The following is a 25,422-nucleotide window of genomic DNA, read 5'->3' as shown; positions in this document are numbered from 1 at the left end:
GCATGGGCCTGACCGCGTGCACCACCGGTGAACGATCCACCTGAACTTTCCATTTTCCTCCGCGCTCAGATTTTTTGATCGCCTGGTACGCCAGGCCTTAACTGACCCGAGGAAGATCCACATGGCTACCCAACTGCAAGGCAAGAAAGTCCTGTTCATCACCGCCAACACCGGCATCGAGCGTGACGAACTGCTCAAGCCCGTCGAAGCGCTGCGTGCAGCCGGCGCCACCGTGACCCACGCTTCCAGTGAAGGCGGCACCGTGCAGACCTTCCAGCAGGACACCGAGAAAGATCGCACCGTCGAGTCCGACAGCAAGATCCAGGGCCTGAGCGCCAGCGACTTCGACGCCCTGGTCATTCCAGGCGGCACCGTCAACGCCGACACCCTGCGTCAGGACACCGATGCCCAGCACCTGGTCAAGGCTTTCGCCGATGCAGGCAAAGTGGTCGCTGCCATCTGCCACGGCCCATGGCTGCTGATCAACGCCGGCGTGATTCCCGGCAAGACCCTGACCTCCTACCCCAGCGTCAGCCTAGACCTGACCAACGCCAAGGCCGCAGGCTGGGTCGACCAGGAAGTCATGCAGTGTGGTGCCAACGGCTGGACCCTGATCACCTCGCGCACTCCTGATGACATCCCTGCGTTCAACGACGCCATCATCAAGGCCCTCGGCGCAGCCTGAGCCGCCCTTCCACTCACAGATCAGGGAGCCTAGATGCCTTCTCTATTCGATTCGATCCAGGTTGGCGAGCAGCAGTTGCCCAATCGGATCCTCATGGCCCCGCTGACACGCGGCCGCGCCACCCGCAATCACGTACCCACCGACCTGATGATCGAGTACTACACCCAGCGCGCCAGCGCCGGGTTGATCATCACCGAAGCGACCGGCATCACCCAGGAAGGCCTGGGCTGGCCCTACGCGCCAGGCATCTGGAGCGACGAGCAGGTCGAAGGCTGGAAGAAGATCACCGCCGCCGTGCATGAAGCCGGCGGGCGCATCGACTTGCAGCTGTGGCACATGGGCCGCATCGTCCACCCCAGCTTCCTCGGCGGTGCACAGCCAGTTTCGTCTTCGGCGACGACTGCGCCAGGCCACACCCATACCTATGACGGCAAGCAACCCTACGTGGAAGCCCGGCCGTTGGGCATCCATGAGATCCCGCGGTTGCTGGACGACTACGAGCACGCCGCGAAGAACGCCATGCGCGCCGGCTTCGATGGTGTACAGATCCATGCCGCCAACGGCTACCTGATCGACCAGTTCCTGCGCGACAACAGCAACTTCCGCGACGACGCCTATGGTGGTTCGGTAGAAAACCGGATTCGCCTGTTGACCGAAGTCACCCAGCGGGTTGTCGACACCATCGGTGCCGAACGCACCGGCGTGCGCCTGTCGCCCAACGGCGATTCGCAGGGCGTCAACGACAGCGATCCGGAAACCCTGTTCTCCGCCGCTGCCGCTGCGCTGGACAAGATCGGCATCGCCTATCTGGAACTGCGCGAACCGCCGTTCGATGGCACCTTCGGCAAAGCCGATCGCCCGCCGGTGCACCCGGTGATCCGCAAGGCCTTCAGCCGGACCCTGGTGCTCAATTCCGACTACACCCACGAAAAAGCGCAGGCTGCGCTGGACGCCGGTGAAGCCGATGCGATCGCCTTCGGTCGGCCGTTCCTGGCCAACCCGGACCTGCCCCATCGGTTCGCCAAGGGGCTGCCGCTGAACAAGGACGTCATGGAAACCTGGTACAGCCAGGGTCCGGAAGGCTATGTGGATTACCCCACAGCCGACGAGCAGTAAAGCGGAAACGGGGGCTTCGGCCCCCGATCTTTTTTAGACATTGTCGACACTTACCTTCGAGCGCCTTGACTGCAAGCTGTAACAGGACTATTTTTTCGTCACTACCTGCCCAGGTGTCGACAATATGTCCGTTACCTCTGTTTCGCCCTTGCCCGTTCCCGATCCGGAATTCACGACCCCGCCCAGTGCCGTTCCAATGGAAACCGAGACGCTGTCGGAGAACGTGTTCCGCCGCATCCAGGCGGCCATCATCAATGGCGAAATAGCCCCAGGCAGCAAGATCTCCGAACCCGAACTGGCACGCACCTATGGCATCAGCCGCGGACCGCTGCGTGAAGCCATCCACCGTCTGGAAGGCCAGCGCCTGCTGGTGCGCATTCCCCACGTCGGTGCCCGGGTGGTGTCGCTCAATCACGCCGAGCTGATCGAGCTCTACGAAATCCGCGAATCCCTCGAAGGCATGGCCTGTCGACTGGCTGCCGAGCGCATGAGCCAGGCACAGATCGACGAGTTGCGCGAGGTGCTCGCCACCCATGAACGCGATGCCGCGTTCCAGGCCGGCGTCGGCTACTACCAGCAGGAAGGCGATTTCGACTTCCACTACCGCATCATTCAGGGCAGCGGCAACAGCACGCTGGTGCAGATGCTCTGCGATGACCTGTACCAACTGGTGCGCATGTACCGCATCCAGTTCTCTGCCACGCCCAACCGTCCGCACCAGGCTTTCGCCGAGCATCACCGTATCCTCGACGCCATCGCCGAGCGCGACGGCGAACTGGCCGAGTTGCTCATGCGTCGGCACATCGCCGCATCCAAGCGCAATGTCGAACGCCATTACCTGGAACCCAACCAGAACAACACCCCAGGAGCCCCATCATGAGTCAGCCCTCCCGCCCCGGCCAACGCTTCCGTCAGGCCCTCGCCGAAGAGTCGCCCTTGCAGGTGGTCGGCGCCATCAACGCCAACCACGCCCTGCTCGCCCAGCGCGCCGGTTTCAAGGCCATCTACCTGTCCGGTGGCGGCGTCGCGGCCGGCTCCCTGGGCCTTCCCGATCTGGGCATCACCGGCCTTGACGACGTGCTGACCGACGTGCGCCGCATCACCGATGTGTGCGATCTGCCGTTGCTGGTCGACGTCGACACCGGTTTCGGCTCGTCGGCCTTCAATGTCGCCCGCACCGTCAAGTCGATGATCAAGTTCGGCGCCGCGGCCATGCATATCGAAGACCAGGTGGGCGCCAAGCGCTGTGGCCATCGACCGAACAAGGAAATCGTTTCCCAGCAGGAAATGGTCGACCGCATCAAGGCGGCGGTGGATGCGCGCACCGACGACAGCTTCGTGATCATGGCGCGCACCGATGCTTTGGCGGTGGAAGGTCTGGAGTCAGCTCTGGACCGCGCGGCAGCCTGCATCGAAGCGGGTGCGGACATGATCTTCCCCGAAGCCATCACCGAACTGCAGATGTACCAGCTGTTCGCCAGCCGGGTGAAAGCACCGATTCTGGCCAACATCACCGAGTTCGGCGCCACGCCGCTGTTCACCACCGAGCAGCTCGGTGGCGTCGGCGTCGGCCTGGTGCTCTACCCGCTGTCGGCGTTCCGCGCCATGAACAAGGCTGCCGAGAACGTCTACACCGCGATTCGCCGCGATGGCACCCAGCAGAACGTGGTCGACACCATGCAGACGCGCATGGAACTGTACGACGCCATCGACTACCACGACTTCGAGCGCAAACTCGACGCGCTGTTCGCGCAGAAAAAATGATCGCTGTATTCCAATAACAAATCCAAGATCGGAGAAAACCATGGCCGAAGCAAAAGTACTCAGTGGCGCTGGCCTGCGTGGCCAGGTGGCCGGACAAACCGCGCTGTCGACCGTCGGCATGCCCGGCGCCGGGCTGACCTATCGCGGCTACGACGTGCGCGAACTGGCCGAGCACGCGCTGTTCGAAGAAGTCGCCTACCTGCTGCTGCACGGCGAGCTGCCCACCCACGACGAGCTGGCTGCCTACCAGGGTAAGCTGCGCAGCCTGCGCGACTTGCCGCAGCCGCTCAAGGAAGTGCTCGAACGCATCCCGTCCAGCACCCATCCGATGGACGTGATGCGCACTGGCTGTTCGTTTCTCGGCACTCTCGAGCCGGAGCGTAACTTCAGTCAGCAGGAACACGTCACCGACCGCCTGCTGGCGGCCTTTCCGGCGATCATGTGCTACTGGTATCGCTACAGCCACCACGGCGTGCGCATCAGTTGCACCAGCGATGAAGACACCTTCGCCGGGCACTTCCTGTACCTGCTGCATGGCAAGTCACCGAGTGAACTGCACAGCAAGGTGATGGACGTCTCGCTGATCCTCTACGCCGAGCACGAATTCAACGCTTCGACCTTCACCGCCCGCGTGTGCGCCTCGACCCTGTCGGACATGTATTCGTGCGTGACCGCAGCCATCGGCTCGCTGCGCGGCCCCCTGCACGGCGGTGCCAACGAAGCGGCCATGGCCATGATCCAGAAGTTCGCGTCGCCCGAAGAAGCGGTGCGCGGCACCTTGGCCATGCTCGAGCGCAAGGACAAGATCATGGGCTTCGGCCATGCCGTGTACAAAGACAACGATCCGCGCAACGAAGTGATCAAGGGCTGGGCGAAGAAGCTGGCCGACGAAGCCGGTGACAAAGTCCTCTACCCCGTCTCCGAAGCCATCGACAAGACCATGTGGGAGCAGAAGAAGCTGTTTCCCAACGCCGACTTCTATCACGCCTCGGCGTACCACTTCATGGGCATCGCGACCGAGCTGTTCACGCCGATCTTCGTCTGCTCTCGGGTGACCGGCTGGGCAGCCCATGTGTTCGAACAGCGAGCCAACAACCGGATCATTCGCCCCAGCGCCGAGTACGTGGGCGTGGAACAGCGTGCGTTCGTGCCTCTGGATCGCCGCTGACCTGGCGGGCTTCTTCGCGGGCAGAGGGCTCGCCGCCCGCCCCGCTCCCACAGGCGGCGAGCCTGCTACCTGCGCCGCCCGCGAAGGCCGCCCCGCCGAACTTCTGCCATGCCTTGCACCGTGAGCCGACCTGATGAACATACAACACCGCAAGTCATTACCCAACTCGCCGCTGGACTATTACGACGCCCGAGAAGCCGTCGAAGCCCTCCAGCCCGGCGCCTACGCCACCCTGCCCTACACCTCCCGCGTACTGGCGGAAAACCTGGTGCGCCGTTGCGACCCCGCCACCCTGGACGCCTCCCTGCGCCAGCTGATCGAACGCAAGCGTGACCTGGACTTCCCCTGGTACCCGGCGCGAGTGGTGTGCCACGACATCCTCGGCCAGACCGCCCTGGTCGACCTGGCCGGCCTGCGTGACGCCATCGCCTCACAGGGCGGTGACCCGGCGCTGGTCAATCCGGTGGTCCCGACGCAGCTGATCGTCGACCACTCGCTGGCCGTGGAAAGCGCCGGCTTCGATCCGCAGGCGTTCGAGAAAAACCGCGCCATCGAGGACCGTCGCAATGAAGACCGCTTCCACTTCATCGACTGGACGCGCAAGGCGTTCAAGAACGTCGACGTCATTCCGCCGGGCAACGGCATCATGCACCAGATCAACCTGGAGAAAATGTCGCCGGTGATCCAGGTCCGCGAAGGCGTGGCCTTCCCCGACACCTGCGTTGGCACCGACAGCCATACCCCCCATGTCGACGCGCTGGGCGTGGTGGCCATCGGCGTGGGCGGGCTCGAAGCCGAAAGCGTCATGCTCGGTCGCGCGTCGTGGATGCGCCTGCCCGAAATTGTCGGGGTCAAGCTGACTGGCCAATTGCAGCCGGGCATCACCGCCACCGACATGGTGCTGTCCCTGACCCAGTACCTGCGTCAGCAGAAAGTGGTGGGTGCGTACCTGGAGTTCTTCGGTGAAGGCGCACGCGCCCTGACCCTGGGCGACCGCGCCACCCTCTCCAACATGGCCCCGGAGTACGGCGCCACGGCGGCGATGTTCGCGATCGACCAGCAGACCATCGACTACCTGCGCCTCACCGGCCGCGAAGAGCAGCAGGTGCAACTGGTCGAAGACTATGCGCGCCTGACCGGCCTGTGGGCCGACAGCCTGGACGCCGCTGTCTATGAGCGCGACCTGAGCTTCGATCTGTCCGGCGTCGTACGCAACATGGCCGGGCCGAGCAACCCGCACGCGCGAATCGCGACCAGCGACTTGACGGCCCAGGGCATCGCCGGCCCCTGGAGCGAAGTGCCCGGGCAGATGCCGGACGGTGCGGTGATCATCGCCGCCATCACCAGTTGCACCAACACCAGCAACCCACGCAACGTCATCGCTGCCGGCTTGCTGGCGCGCAATGCCAACCGCCTGGGCCTGACGCGCAAGCCCTGGGTCAAATCGTCCCTGGCACCGGGCTCGAAAACCGTGGCCCTGTACCTGGACGAAGCTGGCCTGACCGCGGAACTGGAAACCCTGGGCTTCGGCATCGTCGCCTTCGCCTGCACCACCTGCAACGGCATGTCCGGCGCGCTCGACCCGGTGATCCAGCAGGAGATCATCGAGCGCGACCTGTACGCCACCGCCGTGCTCTCGGGCAATCGCAATTTCGACGGACGTATCCACCCCTATGCCCGTCAGGCCTTCCTGGCCTCGCCGCCGCTGGTGGTGGCCTATGCGATTGCTGGCACCATTCGTTTCGACATCGAAAAAGACGTGCTCGGCCTCGACCCGCAGGGTCAGCCCATCCGCCTCAAGGACATCTGGCCCAGCGACGAGGAAGTCAACGCAGTGGTGAAATCGTCGGTGAAACCCGAACAGTTCCGCCAGGTGTACATCCCCATGTTCGCCGTGCACGAGGACCACGGACCGAAAGTCGCGCCGCTGTATGACTGGCGGCCGGCGAGCACCTATATCCGTCGTCCGCCGTACTGGGAAGGTGCCCTGGCAGGCGAGCGCACGCTCAAGGGCATGCGCGCGCTGGCGGTGTTGCCGGACAACATCACCACCGATCACCTGTCGCCGTCCAACGCGATCATGCTCGACAGCGCCGCCGGTGAATACCTGGCGAAAATGGGCCTGCCCGAAGAAGACTTCAACTCCTACGCCACCCACCGCGGCGATCACCTGACCGCGCAACGAGCGACGTTCGCCAACCCCAAGCTGTTCAATGAAATGGTGGTGGAGAACGGCAAGGTCCGCCAGGGCTCGCTCGCGCGCCTGGAACCCGAAGGCCAGGTCATGCGCATGTGGGAAGCCATCGAGACCTACATGCAGCGCAAGCAGCCGCTGATCATCATCGCCGGGGCCGACTATGGCCAGGGTTCCTCACGGGACTGGGCGGCCAAGGGTGTTCGTCTGGCCGGGGTGGAAGCGATCGCCGCCGAGGGCTTCGAGCGTATCCACCGCACCAACCTGGTGGGCATGGGCGTGCTGCCGTTGCAGTTCGACGCGGGCACGGACCGCAAGACCCTGGGCATCGATGGCACCGAGGTGTTCGACGTGGTCGGCCGCTTGACGCCCCAGGCGCGGCTGACCCTGATCATCGAACGGCGCAACGGCGAGCGCGTGCAGGTGCCGGTCACCTGTCGCCTGGACACCGCCGAGGAGGTCTCGATCTACGAAGCCGGCGGCGTGCTGCAACGCTTCGCCCAGGACTTCCTGCAGGCGACCGCACCCACTCACGCTGCTGCCGACGCCCATTGAGGACTGCCCCATGACCCAGCTTCGCATTCCCGCCACCTACCTGCGCGGTGGCACCAGCAAAGGCGTGTTCTTCAAGCTCGCCGACCTGCCCGAAGCGGCGCGTCCGCCCGGTCCGGCGCGCGACGCCCTGCTGTTGCGGGTGATCGGCAGCCCCGACCCCTACGGCAAGCAGATCGACGGCATGGGCGGCGCCACGTCGAGCACCAGCAAGACGGTGATCGTCAGTCCCAGCAGCCAGCCGGGGCATGACATCGACTACCTGTTCGGTCAGGTCTCCATCGACAGCGCCTTCGTCGACTGGAGCGGCAACTGCGGCAACCTGTCGGCAGCGGTCGGCCCGTTCGCCATCGCTCAGGGCCTGATCGATCCCACCCGCGTGCCCCACGACGGCATCGCCACGGTGCGCGTATGGCAGGCCAACATCGGCAAGACCATCATTGCCCATGTGCCCATGAGCGGCGGCGAGGTTCAGGAGACCGGTGATTTCGAACTGGACGGTGTGACCTTCCCGGCCGCTGAAGTGCAACTGGAGTTTCTCGATCCGGCGGCCGAGGCCGACGGCGCGGCCGGAGCCATGTTTCCCACCGGGCAGCTGATCGACGAGCTGGACGTACCCGGCGTGGGTCGGTTCGAGGCGACGATGATCAATGCCGGCATCCCGACGATCTTCATCGATGCCGCCGCATTGGGGTACAGCGGCTGCGAGTTGCAGGACGCGATCAACGGCGATCCTCAGGCGCTCGCGCGCTTCGAGACCATCCGCGCCCACGGGGCATTGCGCATGGGCTTGATCCAGCGTCTGGAAGAGGCGCAAACCCGCCAGCACACGCCCAAGGTCGCCTTCGTCGCGCCCCCAGCCGACTACGTCGCTTCCAGCGGCAAACCGGTGGCTGCGGCCGATATCGACCTGACGGTGCGGGCCATGTCGATGGGCAAGCTGCACCACGCCATGATGGGCACCGCCGCGGTCGCCATCGGGACGGCTGCCGCGATTCCCGGGACCGTGGTCAACCGCGCGGCGGGCGGTGGCGTGCGCAGTACGGTGTGCTTCGGCCATCCCTCGGGAACCCTGCGCGTAGGCGCCGAAGCCAACCAGCTGGATGGCCAATGGCAAGTGACCAAGGCGATCATGAGCCGCAGCGCGCGGGTCCTGATGGAAGGCTGGGTCAGGGTGCCCGCGCAGACCCTCGCTTGAACCTGTGCCAGGAACTCAGGCGGTGGGCTGCTCCTGCTGCCGGTAACGCAGCCACACCGCGCCGCCCTCTTGTACCTCGGCGCTGTCGAGGGTCAGGTAGGTCGGCTGCTGCCACTGCTTGGCATCGATCTCGAACGACGCCGGATGCTCGCCCCGGCCATCCACCAACGGCAACAGCAGGACGCTGATTTCGTCGACCAGCCCGGCATTGACGAACGAGCCACTGACGTGGGGGCCGCCTTCGACGACCAGGCGCTTGATGCCCAATTCCCGGCCGAGAATGTCCACCACCTGATGCAGGTCGAGGGAGTCCTTGCCGGCGAAGATGTAAGACACCTGGATCGATTGCAGATAGGCCAGATAGTCGTCGCTGACCGCTTCGGTGAGCACTTCGACGATGTGTGAATCCAACGCCGTGTTGGACTTCCAGCCGACCTTGCCCTGGGGGTCGATGGAAATGGCGTAGGCACTTGCCGAGCGATCGGCAAAATGATGCGTCCGCTCGATCGGCCCCTTGGCCAGGCCGGACGGATAACCGTCGTCGTGAGCGATTTCCTGCATCGTCACGCGCCCGCAGGCCCAGGCGTCGAAGTCGAACTGTTTGGCCAAGCGTTCGTACAGCTCGCCGGCGGCGTTCTTGAACGGCCGGGCCCAGCCGTCGGTGAGGGCATGACCGTCGACGGAGGACATCATGTGGCAGATTACATAGGGCTTCATGGGAGCTCCTTGGCTGTCGGTGTGTCTATCACCGACCGGCGCCCATGGCCGTTGGTTCAGCTTGAAGCGAGCGTGGACCTGCTCGACGCCGCCCCAAGATCGAGGCGCATGTGCGTCGTCTGCCAGACGGGATCGGACTCGACGTCGATCACCTCGAAGCCCTGTTTCTGCCAGAACGCGATCGCTCCGGGCAGGAACGGATGGGTGTGCAGATACAACGTGGCGATACCAGCCTGACGCGCCTGCGCCAGCAGCGCTGCGTACAGCGCCTTGGCAACCCCGGCACCCCGGCAGCTCGGCGAGACGAACAGCCTGACCACCTCGACGATGTCAGTGGCCGGCAACTGCAATTGGCTGAAGCGCTGATTGTAGGGCAGGTAGCCGATGGCGCCGACGATGCGACCCGCCTGCCAGGCCAGCAGAAAACAGCCCTGGTCCGAACCCAGATACACCTCGTCAAAGCGAGCTAGATCGTCCGGCACCTGGGTGGCATCCAACTGCGGGAAGATCGAGGCCCTGGCGGCCATGACATAGTCGAGAACCGCGGGTATCTGGTCCGGCGCTGCCGGACGGATGTCGATGGCGTTCACTGTGTCTGTCCTCTCCATAGGCGTGCGTCAGTGGGCTCAGAACGCAAGCTTGTAACCGATCAACAGCAGCATCACCGCCAGGCAGGGCCGCAGGATGTCGTCCGAAACCCGCCCGGACAGATGGCTGCCCAGGTAGATCCCCGGCAGCGAGCCGAGCAGCAAATGCCCGAGCAATGACCAGTCCATGTTACCCATGCTCGCATGCCCCATGCCCGCCACCAGGGTCAATGGCACGGCATGGGCGATTTCGGTGCCCACCAGGCGCCGGGTCGCCAGGAACGGATACAGCATGAACAACGCCACCGTCCCCAGGGCACCGGCGCCGATCGAGGTCAGCGAGACCATCACTCCGAGCACGACACCAGTTACCACAGTAAGCGCGTTGAGGGTCTTCGGGCTGAGGTTGTAGCGATCCCCGGCATGGCGGCTGGCCAGGGCTTGCAGGCGTTTCTTGAACAGGATCGCCAACGCCGTGAGGAACAGCACGACCGCCAGCGCCTGCTTGATCACCACGCCCATGGCCTGCGGCTCGGCATTCAGGCTTTTCAGGTACCAGAGCACGAACGCTGCTGCGGGCACGCTGCCCAGCGCCAGCCAGCCGGTGATCTTCCAGTCGATGTTCTTGTTGCGTCCATGGACCCAGACGCCACTGGCCTTGGTGATGGCCGCGTACAACAGATCGGTGCCGACCGCCGTGGCTGGATTGATGCCAAACCAGAGCAGAATCGGCGTCATCAGTGAGCCGCCGCCGACGCCCGTCATTCCGACGATGAAGCCCACGACCAATCCGGCAATGGTGAAACCCCAGGTACCTACTTCCATTCTTACGTCCTACACATCAGATTCAGCATCGCGGGAGCGGTAGCCGGGCGGCAGGATATCAACTTCTGTTATAGCCATTTATAACTATGCAGCATTAGCTTATAACCGGCCTCCCACAGGCGTCAGGAAGTGCACCACAGTTCACTGTCAACTTCAGCGCGACAGTCCTGGCCGCTTCGACGGATTTATCCTCCTGCGGAGAACGCATACTCTTGATCCATCGCACAGCATTTCCACCGCTGGGCACCTTCACTCGGGAGAACGTCATGCTCGCACTTCGCAAAGCCTCGGATCGCGGTATCGCCAACCACGGCTGGCTGCAATCCTTCCATACCTTTTCCTTCGGGCATTACCGTAATCCTCAGGAACAGGGCTTCTCCGACCTGCTGGTGATCAACGACGATCGCGTCAGCGCCGGCAAGGGCTTCGGTCAGCACCCGCACCGCGACATGGAGATCTTCTCCTACGTGCTGGAAGGCGCACTGGCGCACAAGGACACCCTGGGCACCGGCTCGGTGATTCGCCCCGGCGATGTGCAGCTGATGAGCGCCGGCCACGGCGTCGCCCACAGCGAGTTCAACCACAGCGACGTCGATCCCGTGCATTTCCTGCAGATCTGGATCGTGCCCGAAGTGGCAGGCGCCAAGCCGCGCTATCAGCAGGAGCACTTTTCCGCCGAGCAGAAACGCGGTCGCCTGCAGCTGATCATCTCGCCCGATGGTGCCGAAGGCTCGTTGCATGTCCGCCAGGATGCGCGGGTGTATGCCGGGTTGTTCGATGGCGAGGAGCAGGCCACGCTGACACTTGCGGCCAACCGCTACGCCTATGTGCACGTGGCCACCGGCAGTGTCGAACTCAACGGCCAGCGCCTGAACGAAGGGGATGGCGTGCGCCTGCGGCAGGAAACCGTGCTGCAGTTGGCCAATGGGGTCAATGCCGAGGTGCTGGTGTTCGACTTGCGCCCGAACGAGCTGCCGCAGATGCCCTGATCGGTATCCGCACCGGGGGCGCTCATCGACCTTGTCGATGGGCGCATTGAAAAAAGCGATTGGCTTGACCCCGGTGTGGCGCGTACCTTCAAGGTCTGCATTTTTTTTGCAACGCCTGTACGGCGTTGGCAGTCGAAATGGTCATGCCCTTTACTGGTACCCCTGATGCACACCCCTGAGCGCACCCTGCACGATGGCTTCGCCCGCAAAGTCGATTACCTGAGACTGTCGGTTACTGACCGCTGTGATTTCCGCTGCGTGTATTGCATGGCCGAAGACATGACGTTTCTGCCGCGCAAACAGATTCTCAGCCTCGAAGAGCTCGAACAGGTGGCAGCCAGCTTCGTCGCCCTGGGCACGCGCAAGATCCGCCTGACCGGGGGCGAACCCCTGGTGCGTTCGGGCATCGTCGATCTGTGCCGACGCATCGCCGCCCTGCCCGGCCTTCAGGAACTGTGCATGACCACCAACGGCTCGCAGCTGGCGACCTTGGCCAAGCCGTTGTTCGACGCCGGCCTCAAGCGCTTGAACATCAGCCTGGACAGCCTCGATCCGGCACGTTTCCGCGAACTCACCCGTACCGGCGACCTGAACAAGGTGATCGCTGGCATCGACGCGGCCAATGCTGCCGGTTTCCGCCATACCAAGCTTAACTGCGTGGTTATGCAGGGCCGCAACGATGACGAAGTCGTCGATCTGGTGGCCTTTGCCATCGAGCGCGGCCTGGACATTTCCTTCATCGAGGAAATGCCCCTGGGTGCGATCAGCGAGCACAGCCGCGCCGAGGCCTTCTACTCCAGCGAGCAGGTCCGCGCACGGCTCGCCGAACGCTACGAATTGCTCCCGTCCACGGATTCCACCCAGGGCCCGTCACGTTACTGGCGCGTTCCTCAGGCGCCGGGCACTCGCATCGGCTTCATCTCCCCGCACAGCCACAATTTCTGCGCGACCTGCAACCGAGTGCGCCTGACTGTCGAAGGCCGGCTGCTGCTGTGCCTGGGGAACGAGCACTCGGCAGACCTCAAGCAGGTGCTGCGCGAGCATCCCGGCCAGCCGGAAGTGCTCGAACAGGCAATCATCAAGGCCATGCAGCTCAAGCCATGGAGCCACAACTTCCGCCTGGACGACGATGTGCAGGTGGTGCGTTTCATGAACATGACCGGCGGTTGATCGCGGCGGCTGTCTTCGCCATTGTTCTGCTTTGCTTATCAACCCGTTTGAAAATGCAACTTATCAAATCAGTGCACAGGGCCGACAATCGCCCTGTGCCGTCGCTGTATTTCCGGTACGTCCTGCGCTGTCCGCGCCCCACAAGAACAAGGCCACCGGCCCACCTACCGAGGACTCCTCCATGCAAGACGTCGTTATCGTAGCCGCCACACGCACGGCCGTAGGCAGTTTTCAGGGTTCACTGGCAAGCGTGCCCGCCGTCGAGCTGGGCGCCGCGGTGATCCGCCGGCTGCTTGCACAGACCGGCCTGGACCCGGCGCAGGTCGACGAAGTGACTCTGGGGCAGGTGCTCACGGCCGGTGCCGGGCAGAACCCGGCGCGTCAGGCGGCCCTGTTTGCCGGCCTGCCCAGCGCGGTACCGGCCATGACGCTGAACAAGGTCTGCGGTTCGGGGCTCAAGGCCGTGCACCTGGCGACCCAGGCCATCCGTTGCGGCGATGCCGAGGTGGTGATTGCCGGTGGCATGGAAAACATGAGCCTGGCGCCCTACGTATTGCCCGCGGCCCGCACCGGGCTGCGCATGGGCAACGCACCCCTGGTCGACAGCATGATCAAGGACGGCCTGTGGGATGCGTTCAACGACTATCACATGGGCATCACCGCGGAAAACCTCGCCGAACAGTACGGCATCAGCCGAGAAGCGCAGGATGCTTTCGCGGCGCAGTCCCAGCAAAAGGCCGTGGCGGCCATCGAGGCAGGTCGCTTCACCGCCGAGATCACGCCCATCGACGTCCCGCAGCGCAAGGGCGACCCCCTGCCCTTCACGATCGACGAGCAGCCCCGCGCCGGCACCACCGCGCAAACCTTGGGCAAGCTCAAGCCCGCCTTCAAGCCTGATGGCAGCGTGACGGCTGGCAATGCGTCGTCGCTCAATGACGGCGCCGCCGCGGTCCTGCTGATGAGTGCGGCCAAGGCGCAAGCGCTGGGCCTGCCGGTGCTCGCGCGCATCGCCGCCTACGCCAATGCCGGCGTGGATCCGGCGGTGATGGGTATCGCCCCGGTGTCGGCGACGCGCCGCTGCCTGGAAAAGGCCGGCTGGAGCCTGGATCAACTGGATCTGATCGAGGCCAACGAAGCCTTTGCCGCCCAGGCACTGTCGGTAGGCCAGGTCCTGGGGTGGGACGCGAGCAAGGTCAACGTCAATGGCGGTGCCATAGCCCTGGGTCACCCGATCGGGGCTTCGGGTTGCCGGGTCCTGGTGACCTTGCTGCACGAGATGCTGCGCCGCGACGCCAGCAAAGGTCTGGCAACCCTGTGCATCGGTGGTGGCCAAGGCGTTGCCCTGGCCCTGGCTCGAGACTGACCCGTGCTCCCTCGCCGCGCACTGGCCGTGCGTGGCGAATGGGGCGACAATGGCTCAACGCCACTTATTCAGGAGCTCTGCCGATGAGCCGCACTCTATTCGCTTCGCTGTGCATCACGGGCGCACTGCTGTCGGCTGCGTCGACCGCCACTTTCGCCATCGAAGTCCTGCAAGCGCCCGGCACCGGTGCGCAGATGGTTTCGCTGGGCAAAGGCGACCGTGTTCCGCCCAACTATGCCCTCCCTGAATCGGCCTTCACGGGCTGGAAGGCTGCCGGTCTGAAGCAACCGGATATCGACAGCCAATGGGTGCAGATGGGCGACAACTTTGTGCTGATCAGGCGTGGCAATGCCGTGATTCAGGACGTTCAACCCATTCCAAAATAGACGCGGCAGCGATTATCGGTGCAACCGGTGTATCGGCAACCACATCGTCGAAGCCTCGATCAAGCGCTTTGCAGCTTCATTTACATCTAGTTACAGACAAACTGTATAGATTGTAAATGCGCTTTACTCTCAAATGCGAAAACCTATCATCTGCGCTCGCACCTCGTGTCGAGCGCTCCGGACCATGGCTGCTCCATAGCTCTTTCCCTTCCCGGTCGCTCTCGTCACGCCACTGAATTGCTGGAGAGCCCCGATGCGCTTGAACCTGAGCCACCTGTCCGTTGCCTTGCTGGCCGCGCTTGCAACCCCGACCTTTGCCGAATCGGCATCCACCAATTCCCAAGGCATTCCGGTGCAACCTACCGACCTGCCCGTGGATGGCAGTGAGCAGGCCTTGCAGCTCGAGGAAACCCGGATTCTGGGAACCGCCGCGCAGGAGCTCAAGCAGGCACCCGGGGTGTCGATCATCACCGCCGAGGACATCAAGAAGCGCCCGCCCACCAACGACCTGTCGGAAATCATTCGTCGCGAGCCGGGTGTCAACCTGACCGGCAACAGCGCCAGCGGCAACCGCGGCAACAACCGCCAGATCGACCTGCGCGGCATGGGCCCGGAGAACACCCTGATCCTCATCGACGGCAAGCCGTCCTCGTCGCGCAACGCCGTGCGCTACGGCTGGAACGGCGACCGCGACACCCGTGGCGAAACCAACTGGGTACCGGCCGAGGAAGTCGAACGCGTCGAGATCCTCCGGGGTCCGGCCGCAGCGCGCTATGGCTCCGGGGCCATGGGCGGTGTGGTCAACATCATCACCAAACGGCCGACCGACGAATTGCACGGGTCGATGACCGTCTACGCCCTGCAACCCGAAGACAGCGCCGAGGGCGCCGGCAGGCGGGCCAACTTCAACCTCAGCGGACCGTTGACCGATGATCTGATCTTCCGTGTGTATGGCAGCGCGAACAAGACCGATGCCGACGACGCCGACATCAACAGCAGCCACCAGGCCGATCCCGGCTCGCTGGTCGCCGGTCGCGAAGGCGTACGCAACAAGGACGTCAACGGCCTGCTGAGCTGGAAGCTCGACCCCGAGAACACCGTGGACCTGGAAGCCAGCTACAGCCGCCAGGGCAACATCTACACCGGTGACACGATGAACAACGTCGGCAGTGACTTCGTCAACAGCCAGCTGGGCAAGGAGAGCAACGTACTGCACCGCTCGAGCTTCGGCATCACCCACCACGGCGACTATGAGTGGGGCAGCAGCCAGTCCTCCCTGACCTATGACTTCACCCGCAACAACCGCCTGCGCGAAGGCCTCGCGGGTGGCCCGGAGGGCGCGCCCAACGGCTCCGGACGCTTCGAATCACGGTTGCGCAACACCCGCGCGGCGAGCGAGGTCAACCTGCCCCTGAGCTGGGGCGCAGAGCAGGTCCTCACCCTGGGCGGTGAGTACCTGTACGAGTCGATGAGCGACCCTGGCGCCCTCAGTTCGCAATCGTTCGACGGCAATGGCGGTGCCGCAGGCGCCCTGGGCGTGGACCGCAGCACTGACAAGATCACCGCGCGCAGTTTCGCCGTGTTCGTGGAAGACAACATCGAGGCGACGCCCGATACCATCGTCACTCCCGGCTTGCGCTATGACCACCACGAGACCTTCGGCGACAACTTCAGCCCCAGCCTGAACGCCTCGCACAAGCTGACCGACGATCTGACCCTCAAGGGCGGCATCGCGCGTGCCTACAAGGCGCCCAACCTCTACCAGTCCAATCCCAACTACCTGCTGTACAGCCGTGGCCAGGGTTGCAGCATCGCCCAGACCAACAACGGCGGCTGCTACCTGGTGGGCAATGAAAACCTGGTGCCCGAAATCAGCGTCAACAAGGAGCTGGGGCTGGCTTACGACAAGGGCACCTGGCGCACCAGCGCGACGTACTTCCGCAATGACTACAAGAACAAGATCGTCGGCGGGATCGACCCGCTCTACCGCCTGAACAGTGGCGCTCGCGTGCTGCAATGGGAGAACTCGGGCAAGGCGGTGGTCGAGGGCGTGGAAGGCAACCTGTTCATCACCCTCACCCCCGAGCTGGACTGGAACACCAACCTGACCTACATGATCGAGTCCGAGAACCGTGATACCGGGGAGCCGCTCAGCGTGATCCCCAAGTACACCCTCAACACCACTCTGGACTGGCAGGCCAGCGAAAAACTGTCGTTCCAGGCCAACGCTACCTGGTTCGGCAAGCAGGAAGCGCCATCGCTCAATACCCGTACCGGTGCGGTCTACGACGACCTGGCCCAGAAAGACGTCGCTCCCTACGCGATTGCCGGGCTGAGCAGCGGCTATGCGTTCAACGAACATTTGAGTGTGCGGGTCGGTGTGAACAACCTTTTCGACAAGCGCCAGTACCGTGAAGGCGGCGCCAGTTCGGCCGGCGCCCAGACCTACAACGAACCCGGACGCGCCTACTTCGCGTCCGTCACCACCTCGTTCTAAGAAGAGTCTGAACCATGCTCAAGCCCCTTTGCCTCGCGCTCTGCACCCTGCTCGCCAGCACCTGGGCGCTGGCCGCACCACGCACCCTCGACACGCCCTATGGGCCCGTCACCCTGCAAGGCTCGCCCACCCGGGTGATCACCCTCGACGAGAGCAGCCTGGACGCCGCGCTGGCGGTTGGCGTGCAACCGGTGGGTACCGTTTCGACCCGCGGCAGCGATCAGGTCTCGGCCTACCTGCAGGAACGCGCCGGCCAGCCACAGATCGTCGGTACGGCGCGGGCGCCGAATCTGGAGGCCATCCTCAAGCTGGCGCCCGACCTGATCCTGGCGCCTGCCGGCGTCAGTCAGGAACTGTTCGCCACCTATAGCCGCATCGCGCCGACCGTGGCGTCGAAGAACTCGAGCATGAACGACTGGCAGGCCACCACCGCGTTCTATGCGCTGGCCCTGGATCGTCAGGCGCAAGGCCAGCAGGTGCTCGCCGCCATCGACCAGCGCGCCGCCGAGCTCAAGGCGCGTCTGCCCGCCGAACAGCGAGTCTCTGTGGTGCGCTGGAACCCACAAGGCCCGATCGCCATGTCCGGCCGGATCTTCGTCGGGCAGATGCTGCACAAGGTCGGATTGCAGACCACCGAACTGGCCAACGGCCTGAAAGGGCCGCACAGCGATGTCCTCAGCCTGGAAAACCTGAGCCGGATCGACGCCGACTGGCTGTTCGTCGCCAGCCTGAACGCCGACGGTGCCAGCGCCCTGGAAGCGGCACGCCAGCAACCGGCGTTCACGCGCCTGCACGCCGTGCGGCAGAACCATGTGGCGACCGTCGACGGTCAGGTCTGGGCCAGCGGCTCGGGGCCATTGGCCGCGCACAAGGTGCTGGACGACCTGCAGCGCATCCTCGCCCCCTAGGCCCGGTTCTGTTCATGACCCAAACCCTGCCCGCGCCAACCCTGGTCAACCGCTACCGCTGGAGGGTGTATCGGTGTGCCGGCCTGCTGGCGCTCGTCATGCTGGCGAGCCTGCTGTTGGGGGCCGGCGACACCGGGCCCTGGCGTGCGCTGTCCACCTTGTTGGGCCAGGGTAGCAGCGAGGAGCGCTTCGTGCTGTTCCAACTGCGTTGGCCGCGAACCCTGCTCGGCCTGCTGGTCGGTGCCGCGCTGGGTGCGGCGGGCATCGTGCTGCAGGCGAGCATGCGTAACCCCCTGGCTGAGCCCGGCATGCTCGGCGTCAGTGCCGGTGCTTCGCTGGCCGTGGTGATCGCCGTCGCCCTGGGCGCGAGCTCGGCGACGGTCAACCTCGGCGTTGCCGTCGCCGGCGCGCTGGTGGGCTGTGCGCTGGTGCTGCTGGTCAGCCGCGTCGGCAGCCTGGGCGACGACCCGGTGCGGCTGGTACTGGCAGGCGCGGCGTTCAGCAGCCTGCTGGCGGCCTTGACTTCGCTGATCCTGCTGCACGATCAGCGCAGTGCCGACGAGATCCGCTTCTGGGTCATCGGCGCCCTCGCCGGTCGCTCCGGCGACACCGTCCTCTGGAGCCTACCCGGTGTGATCGGCGGATTGCTGCTATTGCTTCCGGTAATCCGGCCACTGGCCAGCCTGGCCTTGGGCGAGCGCGTGGCCGCCGGGCTAGGCCACCATCCGCAATTGACCCGCCTGTGGGCCCTGGTTGCCGTGGCGATACTGGTGGGTACGGCCACGGCCGCAGCGGGGCCAATCGGCTTCGTCGGCCTGATCGTGCCGTTCATGGCACGCCGCCTGGTCGGACCGGACATCCGCCGCACCTTGTTACCGGCCTTGTTGCTCGGCCCCTGCGTACTGATCAGCGCCGACATCATTTCGCGCCTGACCGTGCGCCCCTACGAACTGCCCATCGGGGTCATCACCGCGTTCATCGGCGCGCCGATTCTGATCGCCGTGGTTCGCGGACAGCGGATGCCGCGCCTGTGAAGCGCTCGATCCCTCCAGGCCACTGGCTGCTGCGCAGCGGCAACTGGTCGGTGCTGGTCGACCGCCGCGCCTGTCTGGCAGGCCTGATCCTGAGCCTGGCCTTGGTGCTGGCCAGCGCGCTGAGTCTGGCCAGCGGTTCAGCCGACATCGACGCCATCAGCGCAGTGCGCGCCCTGTTCGGGGTCGGTGAGCCGATGCAGGTTTTTTTGGTCCGCGAACTGCGGCTGGAGCGACTGCTGGCCGGGCTGTTCACCGGCGCCGCGCTGGGCATCGCCGGCTGCCTGTTGCAGACGCTGGCGCGCAATCGCCTGGCCACCCCCGGCGTGATTGGCATCGACGACGGTGCCACGGCGTTCGCCGTCGCCTCCATCGTGGCCGTGCCCACCAGCCTCGCACCGCCCGCCCTGGCACTGATCGGCGCCATGACCGCCGCCGCGCTGGCCTTCGGCCTGGCCGGTGGCAGCGGCGCACGGGGGTATCGGTTCATCGTCGTGGGCATTGGCGTTGGGGCGGTGTTCGGCGCGCTGACCAACCTGATGCTCGCACGCACCGACCTCGACAGCGCCAACCAGGCCTACCCCTGGACCGTCGGCAGCCTCAGTGCCCGGCCATGGCTGGCGGTGCAGGTGCTGGGCATTGCATTGCTGCTGGCGACTCCGTGCGCGAAAGGACTGAACCGGGCACTGGCCACCCTGCGCTTCAACGACAGCGTGGCCCGCGGCCTGGGCATCGACGTAGCACGGGTGCGCCTGCTGACCCTGGCCCTGACGGTGCTGCTGACCGGCCTGGCCGTGGCCGTGGTCGGGCCGGTCGGACTGATCGCGCTGGCCGCGCCGGAGATGGCGCGCTACCTGTCCGGACACCGCGGCGTGGCCGTCGTCAATGCCGGGCTAGCCGGCGCCCTGCTCATGGTCTGCGCTGACTGGAGTGGCCGTACCGTGCTGGCGCCGGTGGAAATCCCGGTGGGCATCGTCACCGCCGTCATCGGCGGCCCCTATCTGCTGTGGATTCTGATCCGCCAACCCGTACGGAGCACCCCATGAGTCTGGACCCGGCCCTGCTGGATGCCAACGCTGAACCTGCCAGCCTGAACGCGCGGGACCTGAGCCTGGGCTATGGCCGCACATCCGTGATCGAGCGCCTTTCCCTGGACGTCCCCAGCAATCAGGTCACCGCCATCGTCGGCCCCAATGGATGCGGCAAGTCGACCCTGCTCGCCGGGCTCTGTCGGCTGCATAGGGCCACCCATGGCGCGGTAGTGCTCGACGGCCGGGACATCGCCCGCCTGCCGACCCGCCAGGTCGCCCAGCGCCTGGCCCTGTTGCCTCAGGACGCTTCGGCGCCCGATGGTTTGACGGTCCAGGAGCTGATTCGCTTCGGTCGACAACCCCATCAGGGACCGCTGCGCCAGTGGTCCGAGCACGACCAGCGTATCGTCGAGGCCGCGCTGGCGGCCGCCGACCTGCAAGCGCTGGCCGACCGCCCTCTGGAGTCGATGTCCGGCGGCCAGCGGCAACGCGCCTGGATCGCCATGGCGATCGCCCAGGCCACACCACTGCTCCTGCTTGACGAGCCGACGTCTGCCCTGGACCTGGGCCATCAGATTGAAGTATTCGAACTGATCCGCGACCTCGCCGCCGCCGGCAAGACCGTGGTCATGGTGGTGCACGACATTTCCAGCGCCTGCCGCTACGCCGATCATCTGGTGGCCATGCACGATGGGCGGATCGTTGCCGAAGGCCCACCGGCAGAGGTGGTGACCTCGGCATTGATCGAACGGCTATACGGCGTGAAGTGCGAGCTGTTGCGTGATCCGCACAGCGGCACACCGATCATCGCCGGCGTGCGTCGGCGTTGATCGGCGCCCCCTGCTCAGCGGTATTGAGCGCCGTCGAACCAGGCGAGTTTTTCCCGCAGCACCACTACTTCACCCACGATCACCAAGGTCGGAGCATGCACTTCGTGCTCGGCAACCATGCGTGGCAGATCCGCCAGCGTGCCGGTGAACACCCGCTGATTCACTGTGGTGCCCTGCTGGATCAACGCCGCCGGTGTATCCGCGCCACGCCCGTGGCGGATCAGCTCTTCACAGATGATCGGCAAACCGATCAGGCCCATGTAGAACACCAGCGTCTGCCCCGGTGACACCAGATCGTGCCAGGGCAGGTCGCTGGTGTTGTTCTTGAGGTGCCCTGTAACGAAGCGCACCGATTGCGCGTAGTCGCGGTGGGTCAGCGGAATCCCGGCATAGGCCGCACAGCCACTGGCCGCAGTAATGCCGGGCACCACCTGGAAGGGAATACCGTGAGCGGCGAGCTCTTCGATCTCTTCACCGCCACGACCGAAGATGAACGGATCGCCGCCTTTGAGGCGCAGCACACGCTTACCCTGCTGGGCCAGCGCCACGAGCTGCTGATTGATCTGTTCCTGCGGCAGGGCGTGCTCGGCGCGACGCTTGCCGACGTACACACGCTCGGCGTCGCGGCGGCACAAATCGAGAATCGCCGGCGCGACCAGGCGGTCGTACAGCACCACATCGGCCTGCTGCATCAAGCGCAGCGCGCGAAAGGTCAGCAGGTCCGGATCGCCCGGCCCCGCGCCCACCAGGTACACCTCACCGGGCGCATGGGGCGGCGCGCCGTCGACCTTGGCCTGCAGCATGCGCTCGGCCTCGGCGCCCTGCCCGGCCAGTTGACGGTCGGCGATTGGGCCCTGGAACACTTCCTCCCAGAACGCACGGCGCTGAGTGACGTCCGGGTACAACGCCTTGACCTTCTGCCGAAAGCGCGCCGCCAGGCCGGCCAGCTCGCCATAGGTCGAGGGAATCCAGGTTTCCAGCTTGGCGCGGATCAGACGGGCCAGCACGGGCGCGTCCCCCCCACTGGAGACCGCCACCACCAACGGCGAGCGATCGACGATGGCTGGGAAGATCACCGTGCACAGCGCCGGAGAGTCGACCACGTTGACCGGGACGCAGCGCGCGCGGGCATCGGCCGACACCTGGGCGTTGAGCGGTTCATCGTCGGTGGCGGCAATCACCAGCTGACAGCCGTCCAGGTCGTGGCTCAGGTAGCCTCGGTCGAGCATCTGTCCGCCGCTGCCGCGCACCAGCTCGGCCAGTTGCGGATCGATGCTCGGCGCAACCACCCGCAGCACCGCGCCCGCTTCGGCCAGCAGGCGCGACTTGCGCAGGGCGATCTCGCCCCCGCCCACCACCAGGACCTGGCTGTCGCGCAGTTTGTGGAAAAGCGGTAGGAACTCCATTTAGCCGATGACCTCGAGGCCGCCCATGTAAGGCTTGAGAACCTCGGGCACGCGGATGCTGCCGTCGGCCTGCTGATAGTTTTCCAGCACCGCCACCAGGGTACGACCGACCGCCAGGCCGGAGCCGTTCAAGGTGTGCACCAGTTCAGGCTTGCCGGTTTCCGGATTGCGGAAGCGGGCCTGCATGCGGCGCGCCTGGAAATCACCGGTGTTGGAACACGAGGAAATCTCGCGGTACTTGTCCTGGCTCGGCACCCAGACTTCCAGGTCGTAGGTCTTCACGGCGCTGAAACCCATGTCGCCGGTGCACAGCGCCAGGACGCGGTACGGCAGCTCCAGGGCCTGCAACACGCGTTCGGCGTTGGCAGTCAGGCTTTCCAGCGCTTCCATGGACTTGGACGGCTCGACCACCTGGACCATCTCGACCTTGTCGAACTGGTGCTGGCGGATCATGCCGCGGGTGTCGCGCCCCGACGCACCGGCTTCGCTGCGGAAGCACGGCGTATGGGCAACGAACTTGAGGGGCAGCTGTTTGACGTCGAGGATCTCGCCGGCCACGATGTTGGTCAGCGACACTTCAGCCGTAGGAATCAGATACAGATCGGCCTCGCCGTCACGGCTGATCTTGAACAAGTCTTCCTCGAACTTGGGCAGCTGGCCGGTGCCCTGCAAGGCCGGTGCCTGGACCAGGTACGGGGTGTAGGCTTCTTCGTAGCCATGCTCGCTGACGTGCAGGTTGATCATGAACTGCGCCAGGGCACGGTGCAGGCGAGCGATCGGGCCGCGCATGATGGCAAAGCGCGCGCCGGACAGCTTGGCCGCCGTTTCGAAATCCAGGCCGCCGGTCTTGCCACCCAGCGCGACGTGGTCCTGCACCGGGAAGTCGAAGGTGGCAGGCGTACCCCAGCGACGGACTTCGACGTTGCCGTCTTCGTCTTCGCCGACCGGGACCGATTCGTGGGGCAGGTTGGGAATGCCCAGGGCGATACCGTCCAGCTCACCCTGCAATTGCTCCAGCTCGACCTTGCCGCGGCCCAATTCTTCGGCGATGGACTCGACCTGCGCCTTCAACGCGTCGACGTCGCCGCCACTCTTCATGACCTGGCCAATGGACTTGGACAGCGCGTTGCGTTCGGCCTGCAGTTGCTCGGTGCGGGTCTGCACGGTCTTGCGCTGGGCTTCCAGCGCCTCGATGCGTGCCACATCCAGGACATAGCCACGGCTGGCAAGGCGATCCGCTACGTCCTGAAGCTGGCTACGTAACAGTTTGGAATCGAGCATGTCGGTCTCTCGTTTATCAGTATTGGTCAGATTTTAGTCAGTGCCAGGCCGGCCCAGGTGGCCAGCAGGCCGCCGAATACGCTCACTGCGCAGTAGCCCATGGCAACCAGTCCCTGGCCGCTTTCGAGCAAGCGCACGGTGTCCAGCGAAAATGAGGAAAAGGTGGTCAGGCCGCCCACGAACCCCACCATCAGTCCCGAACGGATTTCGACCGGAATGTCCGGGCGAATCATGAACAGGCCGTACAGGTAGCCGATGATCAGGCAGCCGACGATATTGACGGCCAGCGTACCGGTATAGAACAGGCGTGGCCAGTTCGCATTGATGTAGGTGGCGGTAAACAGCCGCAGCAAGGTGCCGACCACCCCACCCAGCGAGACCGCGATGATGGTCGGGATCACTCGGTTCTCCGCCGTCGGGGGCTGTTGTCGTCCAGGCTGGACAGATGTTTGAGCTTCTCGCCGATCTTCAATTCCAGGCCGCGGGGCACAGGTCGGTAGTAGTGGCGCGGGCTCAGTTGTTCGGGGAAATAGTCCTCGCCGGCCGCGTAGGCGTCGGGCTCGTCGTGGGCGTAGCGGTACTCGTCGCCATAGCCCAGCTGCTTCATCAACTTGGTCGGGGCGTTGCGCAGGTGCAGCGGCACTTCGAGGGAACCGTGCTCGGCTGCTTCGCGCATGGCCGCCTTGAAGCCCATGTACACAGCATTGCTCTTGGGCGCGCACGCCAGGTAGACGATCGCCTGGGCCACGGCCAACTCGCCCTCCGGACTGCCCAAGCGCTCCTGCACGTCCCACGCCGACAGGCACAAGGGCAACGCGCGCGGATCGGCATTGCCGATGTCCTCGCTGGCCATGCGCACCACACGACGTGCCAGATACAGCGGATCGCACCCGCCGTCGAGCATACGCGCGAACCAGTACAGTGACGCATCCGGATTGGAACCGCGCACTGACTTGTGCAGGGCCGAAATCTGGTCGTAGAACGCCTCGCCGCCCTTGTCGAAACGCCGACGGGTGTCGCCCAGCAGGCTCTGCAACAGTTCGGTGCCGATTTCCTCGCCGTCTTCGGCAAGGTCCGACGCGTTCTCCAACAGGTTGAGCACGCGGCGCCCATCACCGTCGGCGGCCGCCATGAGCATGGCGAAGGCTTCGTCACCCAAGCGCAGTCGACGCTTGCCCAAACCCCGCTCCTCATTCAGCGCGCGATCGACCAGACGCCGCAGGGCCGCCTCGTCCAAGCTCTTGAGCACGTAGACACGAGCCCGCGAGAGCAAGGCGTTATTGAGCTCGAAGGAAGGGTTCTCGGTGGTGGCACCGATGAAGATCAGCGTGCCGTCTTCCACATAGGGCAGGAAGGCATCCTGCTGGGACTTGTTGAAGCGATGCACTTCGTCGACGAACAGAATCGTGCGACGGCCGTACTGACCGGCCTGCTGCTTGGCCACCTCGACCGCCTGGCGAATCTCCTTGACCCCGGCCAGCACCGCCGAGACGGTTTCGAAGTGCGCGTCCGAGACTTTCGCCAGCAGCCGCGCCAGGGTGGTCTTGCCCACGCCCGGCGGACCCCAGAAGATCATCGAGTGCAGGGCGCCCTGCTCCAACGCTTCGCGCAACGGCTTGCCACGGGCGAGCAGATGCTCCTGGCCGACATATTCGTCCAGGTTGCTTGCGCGCAGGCGGGCAGCCAGCGGCTGGGCAATGGGATCGCTGCGAAACAGGTCCATG

General features: G+C 64.9%; 23 protein-coding genes. 16 read left to right on the top strand and 7 right to left on the bottom strand.

The window, feature by feature from the left end; translation table 11 throughout:
* Positions 1-121 precede the first annotated feature (121 nt).
* The 7 genes from AC788_RS08045 to prpF all read left to right on the top strand — a co-directional run bounded on the left by AC788_RS08045 (position 122) and on the right by prpF (position 8,677).
* A complete protein-coding gene (locus AC788_RS08045; protein WP_049860130.1) occupies positions 122-685 on the top strand; it encodes a type 1 glutamine amidotransferase domain-containing protein in 564 nt (187 codons plus the stop codon).
* 33 nt (positions 686-718) lie between these two features.
* Positions 719-1,801 carry an alkene reductase gene (locus AC788_RS08040; protein WP_049860129.1) on the top strand — a complete coding sequence of 361 codons (1,083 nt, stop codon included), beginning with the start codon at positions 719-721 and terminating at the stop codon, positions 1,799-1,801.
* Between the two features lie 196 nt (positions 1,802-1,997).
* The gene (locus tag AC788_RS08035; RefSeq protein WP_049860128.1) at positions 1,998-2,681 is read left to right on the top strand and encodes a GntR family transcriptional regulator; all 684 of its coding nucleotides are present in this window, start codon (positions 1,998-2,000) and stop codon (positions 2,679-2,681) included.
* Positions 2,678-3,565 (top strand): methylisocitrate lyase, encoded by an 888-nt coding sequence (gene prpB, locus AC788_RS08030; protein WP_049860127.1) that lies wholly within the window; start codon positions 2,678-2,680, stop codon positions 3,563-3,565. The genes AC788_RS08035 and prpB overlap by 4 nt, the downstream gene beginning before the upstream one ends.
* A 40-nt stretch (positions 3,566-3,605) precedes the next feature.
* The gene (gene prpC, locus AC788_RS08025) at positions 3,606-4,733 is read left to right on the top strand and encodes a bifunctional 2-methylcitrate synthase/citrate synthase (RefSeq protein ID WP_049860126.1); all 1,128 of its coding nucleotides are present in this window, start codon (positions 3,606-3,608) and stop codon (positions 4,731-4,733) included.
* 133 nt (positions 4,734-4,866) lie between these two features.
* Positions 4,867-7,482 carry a Fe/S-dependent 2-methylisocitrate dehydratase AcnD gene (gene acnD, locus AC788_RS08020; protein WP_049860125.1) on the top strand — a complete coding sequence of 872 codons (2,616 nt, stop codon included), beginning with the start codon at positions 4,867-4,869 and terminating at the stop codon, positions 7,480-7,482.
* Positions 7,483-7,492: 10 nt separating this feature from the next.
* On the top strand, positions 7,493-8,677 hold the full coding sequence (gene prpF, locus AC788_RS08015; protein WP_049860124.1) for a 2-methylaconitate cis-trans isomerase PrpF: 1,185 nt from the start codon (positions 7,493-7,495) through the stop codon (positions 8,675-8,677).
* A gap of 15 nt (positions 8,678-8,692) precedes the next feature.
* Here prpF and AC788_RS08010 read toward each other — a convergent pair whose 3' ends face one another.
* Genes AC788_RS08010 through AC788_RS08000 form a run of 3 tightly spaced genes read right to left on the bottom strand, consistent with a single transcriptional unit; the run spans position 8,693 to position 10,806 of the window.
* Positions 8,693-9,394 (bottom strand): RibD family protein, encoded by a 702-nt coding sequence (locus AC788_RS08010; protein ID WP_049860123.1) that lies wholly within the window; start codon positions 9,392-9,394, stop codon positions 8,693-8,695.
* A gap of 56 nt (positions 9,395-9,450) precedes the next feature.
* Entirely contained in the window at positions 9,451-9,984 is a 534-nt protein-coding gene (locus tag AC788_RS08005) for a GNAT family N-acetyltransferase (RefSeq protein ID WP_442965536.1), read from the bottom strand.
* Positions 9,985-10,020: 36 nt separating this feature from the next.
* A complete protein-coding gene (locus tag AC788_RS08000; RefSeq protein ID WP_049860121.1) occupies positions 10,021-10,806 on the bottom strand; it encodes a sulfite exporter TauE/SafE family protein in 786 nt (261 codons plus the stop codon).
* Positions 10,807-11,072: 266 nt separating this feature from the next.
* Here AC788_RS08000 and AC788_RS07995 point away from each other — a divergent pair, with 266 nt between their 5' ends.
* The 9 genes from AC788_RS07995 to AC788_RS07955 all read left to right on the top strand — a co-directional run bounded on the left by AC788_RS07995 (position 11,073) and on the right by AC788_RS07955 (position 21,011).
* Positions 11,073-11,795 (top strand): pirin family protein, encoded by a 723-nt coding sequence (locus AC788_RS07995; protein ID WP_049860120.1) that lies wholly within the window; start codon positions 11,073-11,075, stop codon positions 11,793-11,795.
* Positions 11,796-11,960: 165 nt separating this feature from the next.
* The gene (gene moaA, locus AC788_RS07990; protein ID WP_049860119.1) at positions 11,961-12,965 is read left to right on the top strand and encodes a GTP 3',8-cyclase MoaA; all 1,005 of its coding nucleotides are present in this window, start codon (positions 11,961-11,963) and stop codon (positions 12,963-12,965) included.
* Between the two features lie 181 nt (positions 12,966-13,146).
* On the top strand, positions 13,147-14,328 hold the full coding sequence (locus tag AC788_RS07985) for an acetyl-CoA C-acetyltransferase (protein WP_049860118.1): 1,182 nt from the start codon (positions 13,147-13,149) through the stop codon (positions 14,326-14,328).
* 83 nt (positions 14,329-14,411) lie between these two features.
* Positions 14,412-14,714, top strand: coding sequence for an RcnB family protein (locus AC788_RS07980; RefSeq protein ID WP_049860117.1), 303 nt, complete (start codon positions 14,412-14,414; stop codon positions 14,712-14,714).
* Between the two features lie 253 nt (positions 14,715-14,967).
* On the top strand, positions 14,968-17,211 hold the full coding sequence (locus tag AC788_RS07975) for a FepA family TonB-dependent siderophore receptor (RefSeq protein WP_049860116.1): 2,244 nt from the start codon (positions 14,968-14,970) through the stop codon (positions 17,209-17,211).
* A gap of 14 nt (positions 17,212-17,225) precedes the next feature.
* Complete coding sequence (locus AC788_RS07970) at positions 17,226-18,119, top strand: ABC transporter substrate-binding protein (protein WP_049860115.1); 894 nt, start codon at positions 17,226-17,228, stop codon at positions 18,117-18,119.
* A gap of 14 nt (positions 18,120-18,133) precedes the next feature.
* Positions 18,134-19,153, top strand: coding sequence for a FecCD family ABC transporter permease (locus AC788_RS07965; RefSeq protein ID WP_082223615.1), 1,020 nt, complete (start codon positions 18,134-18,136; stop codon positions 19,151-19,153).
* Complete coding sequence (locus tag AC788_RS07960) at positions 19,150-20,196, top strand: FecCD family ABC transporter permease (protein ID WP_049860114.1); 1,047 nt, start codon at positions 19,150-19,152, stop codon at positions 20,194-20,196. Before AC788_RS07965 ends, AC788_RS07960 begins: the two co-directional genes overlap by 4 nt.
* The gene (locus AC788_RS07955; protein WP_049860113.1) at positions 20,193-21,011 is read left to right on the top strand and encodes an ABC transporter ATP-binding protein; all 819 of its coding nucleotides are present in this window, start codon (positions 20,193-20,195) and stop codon (positions 21,009-21,011) included. The genes AC788_RS07960 and AC788_RS07955 overlap by 4 nt, the downstream gene beginning before the upstream one ends.
* Before the next feature lie 14 nt (positions 21,012-21,025).
* Here AC788_RS07955 and cysG read toward each other — a convergent pair whose 3' ends face one another.
* Genes cysG through AC788_RS07935 form a run of 4 tightly spaced genes read right to left on the bottom strand, consistent with a single transcriptional unit; the run spans position 21,026 to position 25,421 of the window.
* Positions 21,026-22,417 (bottom strand): siroheme synthase CysG, encoded by a 1,392-nt coding sequence (cysG, locus tag AC788_RS07950; protein WP_049860112.1) that lies wholly within the window; start codon positions 22,415-22,417, stop codon positions 21,026-21,028.
* Entirely contained in the window at positions 22,418-23,698 is a 1,281-nt protein-coding gene (serS, locus tag AC788_RS07945; protein ID WP_049860111.1) for a serine--tRNA ligase, read from the bottom strand.
* Positions 23,699-23,724: 26 nt separating this feature from the next.
* Complete coding sequence (gene crcB, locus AC788_RS07940) at positions 23,725-24,099, bottom strand: fluoride efflux transporter CrcB (RefSeq protein ID WP_049860110.1); 375 nt, start codon at positions 24,097-24,099, stop codon at positions 23,725-23,727.
* Positions 24,096-25,421 (bottom strand): replication-associated recombination protein A, encoded by a 1,326-nt coding sequence (locus tag AC788_RS07935; protein WP_049860109.1) that lies wholly within the window; start codon positions 25,419-25,421, stop codon positions 24,096-24,098. The genes crcB and AC788_RS07935 overlap by 4 nt, the downstream gene beginning before the upstream one ends.
* Position 25,422: the final 1 nt, after the last annotated feature.

The organism is Pseudomonas sp. RIT-PI-a, from assembly GCF_001187875.1.
Lineage (GTDB): Bacteria > Pseudomonadota > Gammaproteobacteria > Pseudomonadales > Pseudomonadaceae > Aquipseudomonas > Aquipseudomonas coleopterorum.
Note: the sequence above shows the minus strand (reverse complement) of the source record. Positions and strands in the feature narration are given on the sequence as shown.

Bases quoted from the DNA above. Each gene is read 5' to 3' on its own strand.
- prpB (WP_049860127.1), top strand. From the start codon at position 2,678: ATGAGTCAGCCCTCCCGCCCCGGCCAACGCTTCCGTCAGGCCCTCGCC.
- AC788_RS07935 (WP_049860109.1), bottom strand. From the start codon at position 25,421: ATGGACCTGTTTCGCAGCGATCCCATTGCCCAGCCGCTGGCTGCCCGC.
- acnD (WP_049860125.1), top strand. From the start codon at position 4,867: ATGAACATACAACACCGCAAGTCATTACCCAACTCGCCGCTGGACTAT.
- AC788_RS08000 (WP_049860121.1), bottom strand. From the start codon at position 10,806: ATGGAAGTAGGTACCTGGGGTTTCACCATTGCCGGATTGGTCGTGGGC.
- prpF (WP_049860124.1), top strand. From the start codon at position 7,493: ATGACCCAGCTTCGCATTCCCGCCACCTACCTGCGCGGTGGCACCAGC.
- prpC (WP_049860126.1), top strand. From the start codon at position 3,606: ATGGCCGAAGCAAAAGTACTCAGTGGCGCTGGCCTGCGTGGCCAGGTG.
- AC788_RS07995 (WP_049860120.1), top strand. From the start codon at position 11,073: ATGCTCGCACTTCGCAAAGCCTCGGATCGCGGTATCGCCAACCACGGC.
- AC788_RS08010 (WP_049860123.1), bottom strand. From the start codon at position 9,394: ATGAAGCCCTATGTAATCTGCCACATGATGTCCTCCGTCGACGGTCAT.
- moaA (WP_049860119.1), top strand. From the start codon at position 11,961: ATGCACACCCCTGAGCGCACCCTGCACGATGGCTTCGCCCGCAAAGTC.
- AC788_RS07985 (WP_049860118.1), top strand. From the start codon at position 13,147: ATGCAAGACGTCGTTATCGTAGCCGCCACACGCACGGCCGTAGGCAGT.
- serS (WP_049860111.1), bottom strand. From the start codon at position 23,698: ATGCTCGATTCCAAACTGTTACGTAGCCAGCTTCAGGACGTAGCGGAT.
- cysG (WP_049860112.1), bottom strand. From the start codon at position 22,417: ATGGAGTTCCTACCGCTTTTCCACAAACTGCGCGACAGCCAGGTCCTG.
- AC788_RS07965 (WP_082223615.1), top strand. From the start codon at position 18,134: ATGACCCAAACCCTGCCCGCGCCAACCCTGGTCAACCGCTACCGCTGG.
- AC788_RS07970 (WP_049860115.1), top strand. From the start codon at position 17,226: ATGCTCAAGCCCCTTTGCCTCGCGCTCTGCACCCTGCTCGCCAGCACC.
- AC788_RS07975 (WP_049860116.1), top strand. From the start codon at position 14,968: ATGCGCTTGAACCTGAGCCACCTGTCCGTTGCCTTGCTGGCCGCGCTT.
- AC788_RS08045 (WP_049860130.1), top strand. From the start codon at position 122: ATGGCTACCCAACTGCAAGGCAAGAAAGTCCTGTTCATCACCGCCAAC.
- AC788_RS07955 (WP_049860113.1), top strand. From the start codon at position 20,193: ATGAGTCTGGACCCGGCCCTGCTGGATGCCAACGCTGAACCTGCCAGC.
- AC788_RS07980 (WP_049860117.1), top strand. From the start codon at position 14,412: ATGAGCCGCACTCTATTCGCTTCGCTGTGCATCACGGGCGCACTGCTG.
- AC788_RS08035 (WP_049860128.1), top strand. From the start codon at position 1,998: ATGGAAACCGAGACGCTGTCGGAGAACGTGTTCCGCCGCATCCAGGCG.
- AC788_RS08040 (WP_049860129.1), top strand. From the start codon at position 719: ATGCCTTCTCTATTCGATTCGATCCAGGTTGGCGAGCAGCAGTTGCCC.